Source organism: Calidifontibacter terrae (genome assembly GCF_054778835.1).
In genome coordinates, this window is record NZ_BAAGZF010000002.1 from 730,875 (window position 1) to 747,773 (window position 16,899).

Consider the following 16,899-nt stretch of genomic DNA (forward strand, 5'->3'; position numbering starts at 1 on the left):
TTTCACGAGACGAGGCAGACACCGTGGCACAGGACGTGCTGACCGACCTGAACAAGGTCCGCAACATCGGCATCATGGCGCACATCGACGCCGGCAAGACGACGACGACCGAGCGAATCCTGTTCTACACCGGCGTCAACCACAAGATCGGCGAGACCCACGACGGTGCCTCGACCACCGACTGGATGGAGCAGGAGAAGGAGCGTGGCATCACGATCACCTCCGCTGCTGTGACCTCCTTCTGGGACGGCAACCAGATCAACATCATCGACACCCCGGGCCACGTCGACTTCACCGTCGAGGTGGAGCGTTCGCTGCGCGTCCTCGACGGCGCCGTTGCTGTCTTCGACGGCAAGGAAGGTGTGGAGCCGCAGTCCGAGACTGTCTGGCGCCAGGCCGACAAGTACGACGTTCCCCGCATCGCGTTCGTCAACAAGATGGACAAGATGGGCGCCGACTTCTACTTCACCGTGCAGACGGTCAAGGACCGCCTGGGCGCGGAGCCGCTGGTGCTCCAGCTGCCGATCGGCTCCGAGAACGACTTCGTCGGCGTCGTCGACCTGGTCGAGATGCGTGCGCTGGTTTGGCCGGGTGACTCCAAGGGTGACGTCACCATGGGCGCGAAGTACGAAGTCCAGGAGATCCCGGCCGACCTCCAGGCCAAGGCCGACGAATACCGCCAGGCTCTGGTCGAGCGGGTCGCCGAAGCTGACGACGCGCTGATGGAGAAGTACCTCGACGGTGGCGAGCTGACGGTCGCCGAGATCAAGGGCGCGATCCGCAAGCTCACGGTCACCTCCGAGCTCTACCCGATGCTCTGTGGCTCCGCGTTCAAGAACCGCGGTGTGCAGCCGATGCTCGACGCCGTTGTCGACTACCTGCCCAGCCCGCTGGACGTTCCCCCGATGATCGGCCACAAGCCGAACCACGAGGACCAGGAGATCACCCGCGAGCCCAGCAAGGACGCTCCGTTCTCCGCGCTGGCCTTCAAGATCGCCAGCCACCCGTTCTTCGGTTCGCTGACCTTCATCCGCGTCTACTCCGGCCGCATCGCGGCGGGCTCGGCGGTCGTCAACTCGACCAAGGGTCGCAAGGAGCGCGTTGGCAAGCTCTTCCAGATGCACGCCAACAAGGAGAACCCGGTCGAAGAGGCCGTGGCGGGTCACATCTACGCCGCGATCGGTCTGAAGGACACCACCACCGGTGACACGCTCTGCGACCCCAACGACCAGATCGTTCTGGAGTCGATGACGTTCCCGGAGCCGGTCATCCACGTGGCCATCGAGCCGAAGACTAAGAGCGACCAGGAGAAGCTGGGAACAGCCATCCAGAAGCTCGCGCAGGAAGACCCGACGTTCACGGTCAGCCTGAACGAGGAAACTGGCCAGACCGTCATCGGCGGTATGGGCGAGCTCCACCTCGACATCCTGGTTGACCGGATGAAGCGTGAGTTCAAGGTTGAGGCCAACGTGGGCGCGCCCCAGGTTGCCTACCGCGAAACCATTCGCCGCGCGGTCGAGAAGTTCGACTACACCCACAAGAAGCAGACCGGTGGTTCGGGTCAGTTCGCGAAGATCCAGATCGCGCTGGCTCCGCTGGACACTTCCGAGGGCGAGCTCTACGAGTTCGAGAACGCCGTCACCGGTGGTCGCGTCCCGCGCGAATACATCCCGTCGGTCGACCACGGTATCCAGGAAGCGATGCAGCTCGGCATCCTCGCCGGCTACCCGCTGGTCGGCGTGAAGGCCACCCTGCTCGATGGTGCCTACCACGACGTCGACTCCTCGGAGATGGCGTTCAAGATCGCCGGTTCGATGGCATTCAAGGAGGCCGCTCGCAAGGCGGACCCCGCGCTGCTCGAACCGATGATGGCCGTTGAGGTGCGCACGCCCGAGGACTACATGGGCGACGTCATCGGCGACCTCAACAGCCGCCGTGGCCAGATTCAGGCCATGGAGGACATCAGTGGTGCGAAGGTCGTCAAGGCCCTGGTTCCGCTGAGCGAGATGTTCGGGTATGTCGGCGACCTGCGGTCCAAGACCCAGGGTCGTGCGAACTACACGATGCAGTTCGACTCCTACGCCGAGGTTCCCCGGAACGTCGCGGAAGAGATCATCAAGAAGGTCCGGGGCGAGTGATTCAGGGATTTGTTCCCTGATCGGTTGACCCGCTAGTTTCCACCAATAACCAACCGACGCCGCCCCGGCGTCAGCAAATCAAGTCCAACAGGAGGACTCGCAGTGGCTAAGGCCAAGTTTGAGCGGACCAAGCCGCACGTCAACATCGGCACCATTGGTCACATTGACCACGGTAAGACGACGCTGACGGCTGCGATCTCGAAGGTGCTGCACGACAAGTTCCCGGACGTGAACCCCGCTTTCGCGTTCGACGAGATCGACAAGGCTCCCGAAGAAAAGCAGCGCGGTATCACCATCTCGATCGCGCACATCGAGTACCAGACCGAGAAGCGTCACTACGCTCACGTCGACTGCCCCGGTCACGCTGACTACGTGAAGAACATGATCACCGGTGCGGCTCAGATGGACGGTGCGATCCTGGTCGTCGCCGCCACTGACGGCCCGATGCCGCAGACGAAGGAGCACGTCCTCCTGGCCCGCCAGGTCGGCGTTCCCTACATCGTCGTGGCGCTCAACAAGGCCGACATGGTCGACGACGAGGAAATCCTCGAACTCGTCGAGATGGAGGTCCGCGAGCTGCTGTCGGCTTACGAGTTCCCCGGCGACGACCTCCCGGTCGTCAAGGTCTCGGCGCTGAAGGCGCTCGAGGGCGACGAGGAGTGGGGCAAGACCGTTCTCGAGCTCATGGATGCGGTCGACGAGGCCATTCCGGAGCCGGAGCGCGACACCGACAAGCCGTTCCTGATGCCCGTTGAGGACGTCTTCACGATCACCGGTCGTGGAACCGTCGTCACCGGTCGTATCGAGCGCGGCGTCCTGAACATCAACGAAGAGGTCGAGATCGTTGGTCTGAAGCCGGGCGTTGCCCCGAAGACCACCGTGACCTCCATCGAGATGTTCAACAAGATGCTGGACAGCGGCCAGGCCGGCGACAACGCCGCCCTCCTGCTGCGCGGCATCAAGCGTGAGGACGTTGAGCGCGGTCAGGTCATTGCCAAGCCCGGCACGACCACCCCGCACACCAACTTCGAGGCTTCGGTCTACATCCTCTCGAAGGACGAAGGTGGCCGTCACACGCCGTTCTACGACAACTACCGTCCGCAGTTCTACTTCCGTACGACGGACGTCACGGGTGTCGTGAAGCTGCCGGAAGGCACCGAGATGGTCATGCCCGGTGACAACACCGAAATGTCGGTCGAGCTCATTGCTCCGATCGCCATGGACGAGGGTCTGCGTTTCGCGATCCGCGAGGGTGGCCGCACCGTCGGCGCCGGTCGCGTCGTCACCATCACGAAGTGATCGTTGCCCGCTAGGGCACTGAAGTAACCGAAGCCTCCCGCCTGATTTTCAGGTGGGAGGCTTCGTTCGTTCAGGAACTTCCTCTTGAGTTAGGATCCCGTCGACTCAGGGGGTTTTTTTATGCGTGCAATGCAACGGTTGCGTTCGCCTCAGGTTCTGGCCGTTGTGGCGATCGTGGGGACGATCATTCTGGCCAATGCGATCTATCTCTTCGGGATTCGCAGCAACGATCCACTGCTCTACGACTCCGGCCTCGGTTCGCCGGCCCGTGGTGTCACGAACCTGGCCTTCCAATACGGCCACGCACCACACACCATCGACGCCAACGAGGGCTGGACCGCGCAGGCATTGGGCCGCGCCGCCGCGCAGATGTGGGCGCATGGGAACGTTCCGCTCTGGAACCCGTACGAAGGGCTCGGCCAGCCCCTGGCCGGTGAGATGCAGTCGGCGGCGTTCTTCCTGCCGTTCGCGCTCCTGCAACTGCTGCCCAACGGCATCTTCGCGATGCATCTCGCGCTCGAACTGGTCGCCGGCATCGGCACCCTGCTCTTCCTGCGCTCCCTGCGTCTCAGCTGGGCAGCCGCCGCAGCTGGCGGCTGCCTGTTCGCGGTCAACGGCGCGTTCTCGGTGATGACCAACGCCCCGTTCAACCCGATCGCGTTTCTGCCGGTCGCGCTCTGGGGCGTCGAACTGGTGGCGCGCTCAACCCGTTCACGAGCCGGCCTCTGGGTGATCGCGTTGGCCATCGCCGCCATGCTGTTTGCCGGCTTTCCCGAGACTGCCTATCTCGAGGCGCTGTTCGTCGGCGTCTGGAGTTTGGTGCGTCTGGGGATGCTCCGCCGAACGGCTCGACTTCGGTTCGTCCTGCAGGTGGCTGCCGGGGGAGTGGCCGGTGTTCTGATCGCCGCTCCGGTTCTGGTCGCGTTCCTGCACTTCCTGAACTTCGGCGTGGTTTCGTATCACAACACGGCCGTGAACAACCTGTCCTACGACGTCAGGTTCAGCTACACCCTCGGCCTGAAATACATCACCGGCGCGCTCTACCTGAGCCCGATCGGCTCGGGCCAAGCCGGCTACGTGACGCTGTCGGCGTTGCTCGTCGCGTTCGTCGGCGCGCTTTGCGGCCGCCGCCACCGTGCGCTGCGGATCACCGCGGTCGTGGTGTTCTTCGTCTTCGTTCTGAATATGTACGGCTTCGGCCCCATCAAGGTCTTGTTGAACCTCATCCCGGGAATGAGCGGCATCCTCGGTTACAAATACGCGCTCGTCCTGATCGAGTTCAGCGTCGCGGTGCTGGCGGCCTATGGCATCGACGACCTGCGCCGGGCCGACGTACGAGGTCGCCGGGTGGCGCTGGCCGCGCTGGCCGCGGCGGCGTATGTCATCAGCGGTTTGATCTATCTGCACGGCAAGGGCGACCTAAAGCATGTGCACTGGACGATCGTGTTCGTCGCCTGGAGCGTGTTGATCTGCGCGCTGCTGGTTGCGGCGATGCTGCTCGTACGGGCCAAACCAGCGCGCGCCGGCCTGGTCGCAGTCTTTGCGGTCGGGTTGCTGGCCGTGGATGCCGGCGCGACCTACGCCGTCCCGCAGCTGTCGGCCAGCCCGCAGCGACCGGTCGACCTCGCCCCGGTGCACTACCTGCAAACCCACCTCGGCACCTCCCGCTTCTACTCGCTCGGCCCGATCCAGCCCAACTATGGGTCGTACTTCGGCATCGCCCAGATCAACGCCAACGACCTGCCGGTGCCCCGGCGCTACAGCAGTTATCTGCTGAGCCGCCTCAAACCCCACCAGGTGCGGCCGGGGGGCAACGGAGTCGGGCGAGCCTTCATTTCCTACGAACTCGCCCCGCTGAATTTCCCGGTCGCGACCCAGAAACGCCTGCTGGCGGCCTACGGCCAGCAACAGCGCTACTTCCGTGAGGCGTCGGTGCAATATCTGGTGATGTCCCCTGGTGTCGCGCAGCCCACAGACGGCGCGCGCTACGGACTAGTGCGGGTGTTCGCCGACCACAAGGCGGAGATCTGGCGCGACGCGCGGGCGACGCCGTATTACACAACCGCCGGCAATGCCTGCCGGGTCGAGCAGCAGAGCTACACCGCGGTGACCCTCAACTGCACCAAAGCCACTGTCCTGCAGCGCACTTCGCTGTCGACGCCGGGTTGGAGCGCAACGATCAACAACCGGACGGTCAAGATCCCCAGCGGAACTGACTACTTTCAGAGCCTGGTCGTCCCGGCCGGCCACTCGCGGATCAGCTTCGACTACCGGCCGCGGATGTTCGCTGAGGCCGTCGCGGTCTCGGTGGGGGTGCTGTTGCTCATGGTCGCGGACTGTTGCTGGCTGCTGGTGCGTCGTCGCCGGGGAAACCAGGGTTCGCTGTTAGGGTTCCGCTCGTGACTGATGCACCTGTCGGAGCTGCCTTTCCCGGACTGAAAATCGCGGCCATCGTTCCCTGCTACAACGAGGAAGTCGCCGTCGGCACGGTCGTCAAGGACCTGCTCGCAGCAGTGCCCGGAATGGTCGTCTACGTCTACGACAACAACTCCTCCGACAACACCGCGCAGGTCGCCGCTGAGGCGGGCGCGGTGGTGCGTCACGAGCCGCGCAAGGGCAAGGGCAACGTGGTCCGCCGCGCCTTCTCCGACATCGAGGCCGACGTCTATCTGATGATCGACGGCGACGACACCTACGACGCCGCCGCGGCGCCGAAGATGATCGAGACGCTGTTGTCCGGACCGTACGACCACGTCCTCGGCGTTCGCACCGAAGACTCCGACACCTCCGCCTACCGCCCGGGCCACGCGGCCGGCAACCGGATGTTCAACCGGCTGATCGGCAAGCTGTTCGGTGAAGAAGTCAACGACATGCTGTCGGGCTACCGAGTGTTCTCGCACCGCTTCGTGAAGTCGTTCCCCGCTCTGTCGCGCGAGTTCGAGATCGAAACCGAGCTGACCGTTCACGCGGTGAACCTGCGCATCCCGCAGGTCGAAGTCCCCGTCGGATTCAAGGACCGCCCCGCGGGCAGTGAGTCCAAGCTGCGCACCTATCACGACGGATTCCGCATCCTGCGCCTGATCGCTCAGCTGGTGCAGTACGAACGGCCGCTGGCGTTCTTCTCGATCATCGGGGCCTTCTTCTGGCTGATCGCGATCATCCTCGGCTTCCCGCTGTTCCTGACCTACCTCGACACCAATCAGGTGCCGCGATTCCCGACCGCGATTCTGGCCACCGGCCTGGTGCTCATCGGCATGCTGAGCATCATCGTCGGACTGGTGCTGAACGGCATCATGCGGTTGCGGCAGGAGACGGCTCGACTGTCCTACCTGCGCTTACCTTCCGTTACGTGGTCGGGCCGCTCGGCACGATGAGTTCGACGCGCGTCGCGGCCGCCCGGGCGAGGGTCGCGCGAACACCGGCCGGCATTGCCTCGGGCGTGGTGTTCTTGGTGGTTCTGCTGGCCAACGCGAGCTACCTGCTCGGCATCCGCAGCAACGACCCGCTGCTCTACCACTCGGGCCTCGGCTCGCCGGTTCGCGGTGTCTCCGGCGCTGCCATCGGCATCGGCCACGGCCCACACACCCTCGACGCGAACGACGGCTGGACCGCTCAGGCGCTCGGCCACCTCGCGGCCCAGATGTGGAGCCACGGAAACGTGCCGCTCTGGAACGTCTACGAAGGCCTCGGGCAACCACTGGCCGGCGAGATGCAATCGGCCGCGCTCTTCCTGCCGCTGGTCCTGTTGCAGCTGCTGCCCAACGGCATCTTCTGGCTTCACCTCGGCCTCGAACTGATCGCCGGCTTCAGCACCCTCCTGCTGCTGCGCCGCCTGAACATCGGCTGGATCGGCGCCACCACCGGTGCCTGCCTGTTCGCGCTGAACGGGTCGTTCTCGGTGATGACCAACGCGCCGTTCAACCCGATCGCGTTCCTGCCGCTCGCGCTGCTGGGCGTCGAACTGATCTTCACCGCGGGTGGGAAACGTTCGCGGCTCGGCTTCTGGGTCACCGCCTGGGCGATGGCGCTGATGCTCTTCTCCGGCTTCCCGGAGACCGCCTACGTGCAGGGTCTGTTCATCGGCGCCTGGGCGCTGGTCCGCACCTTCATGCTGCCGCAGCGGCGCCGGGCCTTCCTCGGCCACGTGGCGCTGGCCACCCTCGCCGGGGTGCTCATCGCGCTGCCCGTTCTGGTGGCGTTCCTGCACTTCCTCGGCTTCGGCTACGTCGGCTATCACAGCGGCCCGGTCAACAACGCGTCCTATGCAAAGAGCTTCATCCCGACCCTCGCGCTCAAATACATCGCGGCCCCGATGGGTCTGCCGGGGATCGGCGGCACCCAAGCCGGCTACGTCACCCTCCCGGCAGTCATCCTGGCGATCGTCGGGTTGATGGGTGCGCGGCACCGCGCGCTGAAGGTCCTCACCGGGCTCGCGTTCCTGCTCTTCGTTTTGAACATGTACGGCTTCGGCCCCGCCAAGACGGTGCTCAATCACGTTCCCGGGTTCTCCGGGATGCTCGGCCTCAAATACGCGCTGCCCGTGGTGATGTTCGCGGTCGCCCTGCTGGCGGCGTACGGGCTGGATGAGTTGGTCGGCGGGCGCTTGCGCGGCCGATGGGTCGCGCTGGCCACCGCGGTCGGTGGGGTCTATGGCATCGCCGCCGTTGCCTATTGCTATCGCAACGGGCTGTTCACCCACAGCCGTTGGTCGAAGGTCTACCTCACCTGGACTGTGCTGGCCTGCCTGGTGGTCGTCGTGGCCCTGCTGCTGACCCGGTTCGGGGGGCGGCGGATCGCGGCCGTGGGACTGATCGCCGCGGCGTTCGTGGTCGTGGACTCCAGCGGCACCTACGCGGTGCCACAGCTGTCGGCCAGCCCGGAGCGGCCGGTGAACCTGGGCCCGGTGCGCTTCCTGCAGCAGCATCTCGGCACCTCCCGCTTCTACACGCTCGGTCCGATCCAGGCGAATTACGGGTCCTACTTCGGGATCGCCCAACTGAACGCCAATGACCTGCCGGTGCCGAAGAAGTACAGCGATTTCGTCAGCCAGCAGCTGACTCCGAAGAAGGGCACCCCGGGCGCGCAGGGAACGGCTCGCGCGTTCTGGCCGTACGAGATCGTGCCGTTCAACTTCCCGAAGAAGATCCAGCAGACGCTGCTGGTCGCCTACGGCCAACAGCAGCAGCACTTCCGCGACGCGAGCGTCGAATATGTGGTGATGACCCGCGGCGTCGGCGACCCCGCCACGACCTCGAAGCTCGGTCTGTCGCTTGCCTATAGCGACTCGAAGGTCGAGATCTGGAAGGACGCGGCCGCCAAGCCCTACTACAGCAGCGCCGGAGGTCACTGCGCAGTGCAGCAGCAGACCTACTTCGCGGTGACCGTGAACTGCAGCGCCGCCGACACCCTGACCCGCCGCGCGGTGGCGACCCCCGGCTGGACCGCCGACTTCGGCAACCGCTCGGTCACCGTGGGCGACAACTCGGGCCTGTTCCAGACGGTGCCCGTTCCGGCCGGACGGTCCACCATCGAGTTCTCCTACCTGCCGAAGTTCTTCGTGGCAGCGACCGTCGGGTCGTTCCTCGTCATCGCCTGGATGCTCGCCGACATGGTGCTCTTCTGGCGCCGGCGCAAGCGTCCGGCTGCAGCCGGTTCCCGAGATGCGACCAGCGTCGCCGACGACGACGCGGCTCTGCGAAAATAGGCGCGGCAACCGCACCCTTTCCCTCAGGAGCCCACCCGTGTCCATCGCCGACATGCCCGCCGACGAACTTGCTGCTTTCATGCTCACGCAGAAGACCGCGTACGACGAACTCAAGGCGCGCGGGCTGAAGCTGGACGTCACTCGTGGCAAGCCGTCCTCGGCGCAGCTGGATCTGTCCGATGGCCTGCTGGCGTTGCCGACCACCACGAAGGCGGCTGACGGCACCGACACCCGCAATTACGGCGGCCTGATGGGTCTGCTGGAGCTGCGCGAGATCTTCGCCGAACTGCTCGGCGTTGACGTGAAGCAGCTGACGGCGCAAGGCAATTCGAGCCTGACCCTCATGCATCAGGTGCTCGTCGACGCGCTGCTGCACGGCGCTGTCGACAGCGAGCGCCCCTGGAGCCAGGAGGAGACGATCAAGTTCGTCTGCCCCGTTCCCGGCTATGACCGGCACTTCGCCCTGCTGGCGTCTTTCGGCATCGAGATGGTGACCGTTCCGATGCTCGATGACGGTCCCGACGCCGACGCGGTGGCTGCGCTGGTCAAGGACGATGCGTCCATCAAGGGCATCTGGATCGTGCCGACCTATGCCAACCCGAGCGGCCAGACGGTGAGCCAGGAGGTCGCCGCGAAGCTGGTGGCGATGCCGACTGCGGCGCCGGACTTCAAGATCTTCTGGGACAACGCCTACGCGCTGCACCACCTGACCGACGTCGAAACCAAGAGCGTCGACATCATTTCGCTGGCCTCGGCCTCGGGACACCCGAACCGCCCGGTGCTGTTCGCTTCGACGTCGAAGATCACCTATGCCGGCGCGGGCGTTGCCTTCCTGGCGGCCTCCACCGAGAACCTCGACTGGTATCTGAAGCACCTCGCCATCGGATCGATCGGCCCCGACAAGGTCAACCAGCTGCGCCACGCGCAGTTCTTCGGTGACGCCGACGGGGTGCGCGCCCACATGCGCAAGCACGCCGCGATCATCGGCCCCAAGTTCGCTGCGGTCGAGCGCATCCTCACCGGCCGGCTGGCCGAACACGACGTGGCCCACTGGAGCAAGCCGATCGGTGGCTACTTCGTGAACCTCGACGTGTTGCCCGGAACCGCCTCGCGGGTTGTCGAGCTGGCTAAAGAGGCCGGCATTGCGTTGACCCCGGCCGGCGCCAGCTTCCCGCTCGGCAACGACCCGCACGACGAGAACATCCGCCTCGCCCCGACCATGCCGCCGCTGGAAGAGGTCGAGGTCGCGATGGACGGCGTCGCCACCTGTGTGTTGCTGGCGGCGGGGGAGTACCTCTCGAAGCACTGACGACGCTCGGCTGGTGGGCTCGCGGCGGACCGCGACGCGAGCCCACCCAAGCTCCCGAATTGTGACGCTGGGTAAGACATCGCATGTATTGACAAACAGGGTTGGTGACGCGGCTCACCGCGGGTGTGGGATTGTTACGGTCATGACGGACCTGACCGCCGAGGCTGTGCCGGCGTTCTTTTTGGCCGGGGGCACCGGAATTTCCGCTGAAACTCTGGGCAACCTGATCTTGGCCCAGTTTCCCGACGTCGCCGTCGTGCGGCAAAAGGTTCCGTTCATCACCTCCGTCTCCGGGGCCCAGCAGGTTGTCGAGATGCTCGAAGCAGCCAAGACCGACACCATCACCCCGCTGGTCTTCTCGACCGTCGCCGACGAGGCGATCCGCGCCGAGCTGATGAAGACCACCTGCGCCTTCATCGACCTCTTCGGTTCGCAGCTTTCCGAGGTCGAGCAGGTGCTCCACCGCAACGCCGCCCACAGTGCAGTTTCCGCCCACGCCGTCACCGACCAGGTGCGTTACGACTCCCGGATGAAGGCCGTCGAATACGCGCTGGAGCATGACGACGGAGCCAGCCTGCGGGCGATCGACAAGGCCCAGGTGATCCTGCTCGCCCCCTCGCGCTGCGGCAAGACGCCGACCACGATGTATCTAGCGTTGCAACACAGTCTTTTTGTCGCGAACTACCCGCTGGTCGACGAGGACTACGACTCCGGCGACCTCCCCGGGCCCGTACGCGACCATGCCGACAAATGCTTCGGCATCGTCTCCACCCCGAGCAGGCTGAGTCAGGTGCGCGGCGAACGCCGCCCCAACTCGCGCTACTCATCCCAGGCGCAATGCCTCTACGAACTGCGGCGCGCGGAATCCATGTTCCGTACGCACCGGATCCCGTTCATCAACTCCGCCTCGATGTCGATCGAGGAGATGGCCGCGATCATCATGCAGACCCTGAAACTCAACACCGCTCACTGATTCGCATTACGCCCGGAAGGACGCCATGAGCAGCAACATTGAATGGTTCGAGGACCTCGGCATCAACGATGTCGAGAAAGTCGGCGGAAAGAACGCCTCACTGGGCGAGATGGTGCAGCACCTCTCGAAGGCCGGCGTGCGAGTTCCCACCGGCTTCGCCACCACCGCCGACGCCTACCGTCGCTTCTTGATCGAGTCCGGTCTGGCCAAGCGGATCGACGGCATGCTGACCACGCTCGACGTCGACGACGTACGCGAACTGGCGAAGGTCGGCGCCGAGATCCGCCAGGCGGTCGAGGACCAGCCGTTCCCGGCCGACCTCGAGCAGGAGATCCGCGACGCCTACATCAAGTTGGTCGGCGACCACGGCGACGACGTGAGCTGGGCCGTACGCTCCAGCGCCACCGCCGAGGACCTGCCCGACGCCTCGTTCGCCGGGCAGCAGGAGACCTTCCTGAACATCCACGGCATCGAGAACATCCTCCACGCGATCAAGCTCGTGTTCGCCTCGCTCTACAACGACCGCGCGATCGCCTACCGCGTTCACAACAACTTCGACCACGCGGTCGTCGCGCTATCGGCCGGCGTTCAGCGGATGGTCCGTTCCGACATCGGCTCGGCCGGTGTGATGTTCACCATCGACACCGAGTCCGGCTTCAAGGACACCGTCTTCATCACCTCGTCGTACGGCCTGGGCGAAGCAGTCGTGCAGGGCGCGGTCAACCCCGATGAGTTCTACGTCTACAAGCCGGCGCTCGCCGCCGGCAAGCCGGCAATCCTCAAGCGCGGGGTCGGCAGCAAGGCCATCAAGATGGTCTACACCGCCGACAAGTCGGTCGGCCGCACCATCGAGACCGTTGAGGTCGACCCGGCCGATTCGGCGAAGTTCTCGATCACCGACGCCGACGTCGAGGAACTGGCTCGCCACGCGGTCAAGATCGCCGAACACTACGGCCGTCCGATGGACATCGAGTGGGTCAAGGACGGCGACGACGGTCTGATCTACGTCGTTCAGGCTCGCCCCGAGACGGTCAAGTCGCGCGAATCCGGCTCCAAGCTGGAGCGCTACCGGATGAAGGGCAGCGGCCCCGTGGCGATCGAAGGCCGCGCGATCGGACAGAAGATCGGTGCCGGCGCCGTACGCAGCCTGAAGTCGATCGACGACATGGCGCAGTTCAAGGCCGGTGAGGTGCTCGTCGCCGACATGACCGACCCCGACTGGGAACCGATCATGAAGAAGGCCAGCGCGATCGTCACCAACCGTGGCGGCCGCACCTGCCACGCGGCGATCATCGCCCGCGAGCTGGGCATCCCGGCCGTCGTCGGAACCGGCAAGGCCACCTCGGTTCTCGAGGAGGGCCAGGAGGTCACCGTCTCCTGCGCCGAGGGTGACACCGGGTTCGTCTACGACGGCAAGGTCGACTTCGAGGTCAGCACCACCGCGCTCGATGAGATGCCCGAGCTCCCGGTCAAGATCATGATGAACGTCGGCACCCCCGACCAGGCCTTCGAGTTCTCCCGGCTGCCGAACAAGGGCATCGGTCTGGCGCGGCTGGAGTTCATCATCAACCGCCAGATCGGGATCCACCCCAAGGCGCTGCTTCACCTGGAGGACCAGGAGCCGGCCGTCAAGGAGCAGGTCACCGAGCTGATCGCGGCTTATGACAGCCCGCGCGAGTTCTTCGTCAAGCGCGTTGCCGAGGGTGTCTCGATGCTGGCCGCGGCGTTCGCGCCCGAACCGGTGATCGTGCGCATGTCGGACTTCAAGTCCAACGAGTACGCCGGTCTGCTCGGTGGCGAGAAGTACGAGCCGCACGAAGAGAACCCGATGATCGGCTACCGCGGCGCGGCCCGATACCTGTCGGAGGACTTCCGTGAGTGCTTCGAAATGGAGTGCGAGGCGCTGCGCTACGTCCGCGAGGACATGGGTCTGACCAACCTCAAGGTGATGATCCCGTTCGTCCGTACGGTCGAAGAGGCCAAGGGTGTCATCGACCTGCTCGCGGCCAACGGCCTCAAGCGCGGCGAGAACGGCCTGCAGGTCGTGATGATGTGTGAGGTTCCCTCGAACGCCGTCATCGCCGACCAGTTCCTGGAGCACTTCGACGGGTTCTCGATCGGCTCGAACGACATGACCCAGCTGACCCTCGGCCTCGACCGCGACTCCTCGCTGGTCGCCGGCTCTTTCGACGAGCGTGATCCCGCGGTCAAGGCGATGCTGTCGATGGCGATCAAGGCCTGCCGCGACGCGGGCAAATACGTCGGCATCTGTGGCCAGGGCCCCTCGGACCACCCGGATCTGGCGCAGTGGTTGCTCGACCAGGGCATCGAGTCGATGTCGCTGAACCCCGACACGGTCGTGGAGACCTGGTTGGCGTTGGCGAAGAAGGACTGACCTCCGTACGAAATTCGCGCGGGTTATCGACATCTGCTCGTCTTATAGGGCGCGCAAATGTAGATAACCCGCGCGGATCCTTTTCCACAGATGTCCGTACGCCGGTCCACGCCCCCCGCGGCGCCGCCATGGTGGGCGGATGGAACCGATCACCCGTCGCCAGGCCGAGCTGCGTGGCCTGAGCGAGCGAGACATCGAACGACTGGTCGCCGATGAGTCGTGGGTGCGGCTGCGTCGCGGCTGGTTCCTGACCCGGCCAGTCGCCGGCGAGCAGGACCGACACCTCCGACTGCTCGACACCTTCCTGGCTGACTACGACGGTCGAGCGGTGGCCGGCTACGGCTCCGCTGCGCTGCGCCACGGGTTGGCGCTGCACAACGAGGATCTCTCCACGGTCCACCTCTGCCGGCTCGGGAGGGGTCGATCGAAACGGGCCCTGGGCTTCCATCTGCACGCCGCGGCGAGGCGACTAGATCCGGTCGATGGCGTCGAACACCTCGCAACGACCGTGGTGCAGCTGGCGTCCGGTGACCTCGAGGCCGGGTTGGTGGCCGGCGATGACGCCTTGCACCGCCAGCTCATCAACCGGGAGCAGTTGGAGCGGGCCGCTCTGGCAAGTCGGTCCGCCACCGGCGCAGCCAAGGTCGCGCAACTTCTTCAGCGGGCCGACGGGCGCCACGAATCAGCGGGGGAGACCCTCGCAGCGATGCGCCTGCGCGAAGCCGGGATTGATCTCGAGGCGCAGTTCGCAGTACCCGGCAGCGCCAAGTGGACGCAGAGCGGGCAGGGCTATCGCACCGACTTCCGGGTGAGCGGCAGCCGACTGTTGATCGAGTTCGACGGCAAGCTCAAATACGCCAAACCCGAGGCTCTGTGGGAGGAGAAGAAACGGGAGGACCGTATCCGCTCGCTGGGCTGGATGGTCGTACGCCTGACTTGGGCTGACCTGTTCAATGGCCGGGCAGCGGCGAAGGTTCGGGCCGCGTTGGCGATGGCCGCATAAATCCGCGCGGGTTATCGACATCTGCTCGGCCTATAGGACGGGCGGATGTGGCCGAGGGGCGCAGATTCCCCCGGGCGTCAGCGCCAGGTGTCCTCGAGCATCTGCGGCCGGCTCACTCGCAAACCGGCCACCAACACCACCACGACGGTCACGGCGAGGAAGCCGAAGGGCACACCCCAGCCACCCGTACGGTCGTGCAGGACCCCGAAGACCACCGGGCCCGCGCAAGCCAGCAGATAGCCGAGTCCTTGCACGAAACCGGAGAGCGCGGAGGAGCCGGCCGCGGTCCGGGTACGCAGGTTGATCAAGGTGAGTGCCAGCGGGAAAGTGGTCGGGCCGAGCCCGGCCGCGATGACCCAGAGCAGAGTTGCCGATCCGGGCGCCCAGAACAGACCGCTGTAGCCGACCGTGAAGGCCACCACCGAACCGATCACGATCGGCGCGGGGCTGGAGAGCCGGGCCGCGAGCTGCGGCGCGAACAGCGACGACACCAGACCCATGCCCGCGAAGAGCGAAAGCATGGTTCCGCCGTACGCCGCGTTGTGTCCCGCCTCGGTGAGGATCTTCGGCAGCCAGGTGAACATCGCGTACGTGTTCAAGGAGGTCGCGCCGAACATGAGCGCGAGGGCCCACGCGACGGGGGAGCGGGAGACGCGGCCGCCGCCGTGGCTCGGGGCGAGCACCACGCGGGGGTCACTTTCGCGCTGACGCAGGATGACGATCAACCACGGAGCCAGCGCGGCCGCGGCCGCAATTGCCCAGATCCCCAACGAGACTCGCCATCCGTGGGCGTTCGCCAGCGGGACCGCGACAAGCGGCGGAATGAGGGTGCCGAGTTGCAAGACGGTGATGTAGGCAGTGCTCAGCGCCGCGACCCGCTCGGGGAAGAAGCGCTGGATGACCGGCGGGATGACCACGTTGCCGATGCCCATGCCGGCCAGCGCGCAGGCGGAGGTCAGCAGCAACGCCGGCACGTTCGTCGAGAAGCTGCGGGTCAGCAGGCCGAGGCCGGCCAGAACCATCGAGGCCAGCGCGACGTGTTCCAGGCCGAATCGGCGAATGAGCCGCGGGGTGAGGATGCCGGCGGCGCTGAACATCAAGGTCGGCACCATCCCGAGCACCCCGGCGACGGTGCTGCCGAAACGAACGTCGGCGGACACCTCGTCGAGCAACGGAGTAATAGAGGTGACCGCGGTGCGCAGCGAGAACGCGCTCAGCACCACTGCGACCAGCAGCACCAGCAGGGTCGAGTCACGGGTCGGGCGCACAGTCGTCGTCACCGGTGAATCATAGGATCATGGGATGAATTTAGAAAGCCGCGTAAGCTGGGCCTGTGACTCAACTGCGCCGCGCCGGCCTGCTCGACCAGGTCATCGCCGTCCTGCGCGCGAAGATCACCGGCGGAGTCTGGCCGGTCGGTTCCCGCATCCCGACCGAGCCTCGGCTGGTCGAGGAACTCGGCGCCTCACGCAACACCATCCGTGAGGCCGTGGGCGCGTTGGTTCAGGTCGGCCTGCTGGAGCGGCGGCAGGGGTCGGGCACCTACGTCATCTCCGACAGCGAAGTTGGCGAGGCCATCAACTCCCGGCTCACCGCGGCCGACCACCGCAACTGCCTCGAGCTGCGGCTCGCCATCGACGTGGTCGCGGCCGACCTGGCCGCCCGACGCCGTACGGACGAGGCCGCCGTCGAGCTGACGGAAGCGGTGCGGCTGCGCCAGACGGTCGCCGACGACCCGCCCGCGCTCGCCGCGGCGGACCTCGCACTGCACCGGGCCGTCGTACGAGCTAGCGGAAACCCGCTGCTGGTGTCGGTCTACGACTCCCTCGCCGGGATGCTCGAGTCGGCGATCACCGAGAACGTCACCGAACTGCCCAGCACGTACGACGATCAGCATGAAGCGCTCGTCGAGGCGATCGTTGGTCGAGACCCCGAGGGTGCGAGCAACGCGGCTCGAGCGTTCTTGGGCGCCATCCTGCAGGAGCGTTCGTAGCGCCACTCGCTTCGATTTGGTGCGTCCGCCGGGGTCATGGCACTATAGACAAGTTGCTTGCTGCGCGATGACGCATCAGTTCGAC

11 protein-coding genes are annotated in these 16,899 nt (G+C 65.6%); 10 read left to right on the forward strand and 1 reads right to left on the reverse strand.

The window, feature by feature from the left end:
• The first annotated feature begins 23 nt into the window (after positions 1 to 23).
• The 9 genes from fusA to ACYU98_RS06260 all read left to right on the forward strand — a co-directional run bounded on the left by fusA (position 24) and on the right by ACYU98_RS06260 (position 14,821).
• Complete coding sequence (gene fusA / locus ACYU98_RS06220; protein ID WP_460467319.1) at positions 24 to 2,138, forward strand: elongation factor G; 2,115 nt, start codon at positions 24 to 26, stop codon at positions 2,136 to 2,138.
• 102 nt (positions 2,139 to 2,240) lie between these two features.
• The gene (gene tuf, locus ACYU98_RS06225; RefSeq protein WP_460467320.1) at positions 2,241 to 3,437 is read left to right on the forward strand and encodes an elongation factor Tu; all 1,197 of its coding nucleotides are present in this window, start codon (positions 2,241 to 2,243) and stop codon (positions 3,435 to 3,437) included.
• Positions 3,438 to 3,557: 120 nt separating this feature from the next.
• Positions 3,558 to 5,840 carry a hypothetical protein gene (locus ACYU98_RS06230; protein WP_460467321.1) on the forward strand — a complete coding sequence of 761 codons (2,283 nt, stop codon included), beginning with the start codon at positions 3,558 to 3,560 and terminating at the stop codon, positions 5,838 to 5,840.
• Positions 5,837 to 6,811: a glycosyltransferase gene (locus tag ACYU98_RS06235; RefSeq protein WP_460467322.1), complete on the forward strand. Its 975-nt coding sequence runs from the start codon at positions 5,837 to 5,839 to the stop codon at positions 6,809 to 6,811. Before ACYU98_RS06230 ends, ACYU98_RS06235 begins: the two co-directional genes overlap by 4 nt.
• Positions 6,808 to 9,141, forward strand: coding sequence for a hypothetical protein (locus ACYU98_RS06240; RefSeq protein ID WP_460467323.1), 2,334 nt, complete (start codon positions 6,808 to 6,810; stop codon positions 9,139 to 9,141). The genes ACYU98_RS06235 and ACYU98_RS06240 overlap by 4 nt, the downstream gene beginning before the upstream one ends.
• Positions 9,142 to 9,193: 52 nt before the next feature.
• Entirely contained in the window at positions 9,194 to 10,450 is a 1,257-nt protein-coding gene (locus tag ACYU98_RS06245) for an aminotransferase class I/II-fold pyridoxal phosphate-dependent enzyme (protein ID WP_460467419.1), read from the forward strand.
• Between the two features lie 142 nt (positions 10,451 to 10,592).
• Positions 10,593 to 11,423 (forward strand): pyruvate, water dikinase regulatory protein, encoded by an 831-nt coding sequence (locus ACYU98_RS06250; RefSeq protein WP_460467324.1) that lies wholly within the window; start codon positions 10,593 to 10,595, stop codon positions 11,421 to 11,423.
• A 25-nt stretch (positions 11,424 to 11,448) separates the two neighbouring features.
• On the forward strand, positions 11,449 to 13,818 hold the full coding sequence (gene ppsA / locus ACYU98_RS06255) for a phosphoenolpyruvate synthase (protein ID WP_460467325.1): 2,370 nt from the start codon (positions 11,449 to 11,451) through the stop codon (positions 13,816 to 13,818).
• 139 nt (positions 13,819 to 13,957) lie between these two features.
• The gene (locus ACYU98_RS06260; protein ID WP_460467326.1) at positions 13,958 to 14,821 is read left to right on the forward strand and encodes a hypothetical protein; all 864 of its coding nucleotides are present in this window, start codon (positions 13,958 to 13,960) and stop codon (positions 14,819 to 14,821) included.
• A 77-nt stretch (positions 14,822 to 14,898) separates the two neighbouring features.
• Here ACYU98_RS06260 and ACYU98_RS06265 read toward each other — a convergent pair whose 3' ends face one another.
• Positions 14,899 to 16,101: an MFS transporter gene (locus ACYU98_RS06265; protein ID WP_460467327.1), complete on the reverse strand. Its 1,203-nt coding sequence runs from the start codon at positions 16,099 to 16,101 to the stop codon at positions 14,899 to 14,901.
• 53 nt (positions 16,102 to 16,154) lie between these two features.
• Between ACYU98_RS06265 and ACYU98_RS06270 the strand changes: the two genes are divergently transcribed.
• Positions 16,155 to 16,814, forward strand: a complete 660-nt coding sequence (locus ACYU98_RS06270) for a FadR/GntR family transcriptional regulator (protein WP_460467328.1) — start codon at positions 16,155 to 16,157, stop codon at positions 16,812 to 16,814.
• Positions 16,815 to 16,899: the final 85 nt, after the last annotated feature.

Bases quoted from the DNA above. Each gene is read 5' to 3' on its own strand.
- ACYU98_RS06230 (WP_460467321.1), top strand. From the start codon at position 3,558: ATGCGTGCAATGCAACGGTTGCGTTCGCCTCAGGTTCTGGCCGTTGTG.
- ACYU98_RS06240 (WP_460467323.1), top strand. From the start codon at position 6,808: ATGAGTTCGACGCGCGTCGCGGCCGCCCGGGCGAGGGTCGCGCGAACA.
- ACYU98_RS06245 (WP_460467419.1), top strand. From the start codon at position 9,194: ATGCCCGCCGACGAACTTGCTGCTTTCATGCTCACGCAGAAGACCGCG.
- ACYU98_RS06250 (WP_460467324.1), top strand. From the start codon at position 10,593: ATGACGGACCTGACCGCCGAGGCTGTGCCGGCGTTCTTTTTGGCCGGG.
- ppsA (WP_460467325.1), top strand. From the start codon at position 11,449: ATGAGCAGCAACATTGAATGGTTCGAGGACCTCGGCATCAACGATGTC.
- ACYU98_RS06260 (WP_460467326.1), top strand. From the start codon at position 13,958: ATGGAACCGATCACCCGTCGCCAGGCCGAGCTGCGTGGCCTGAGCGAG.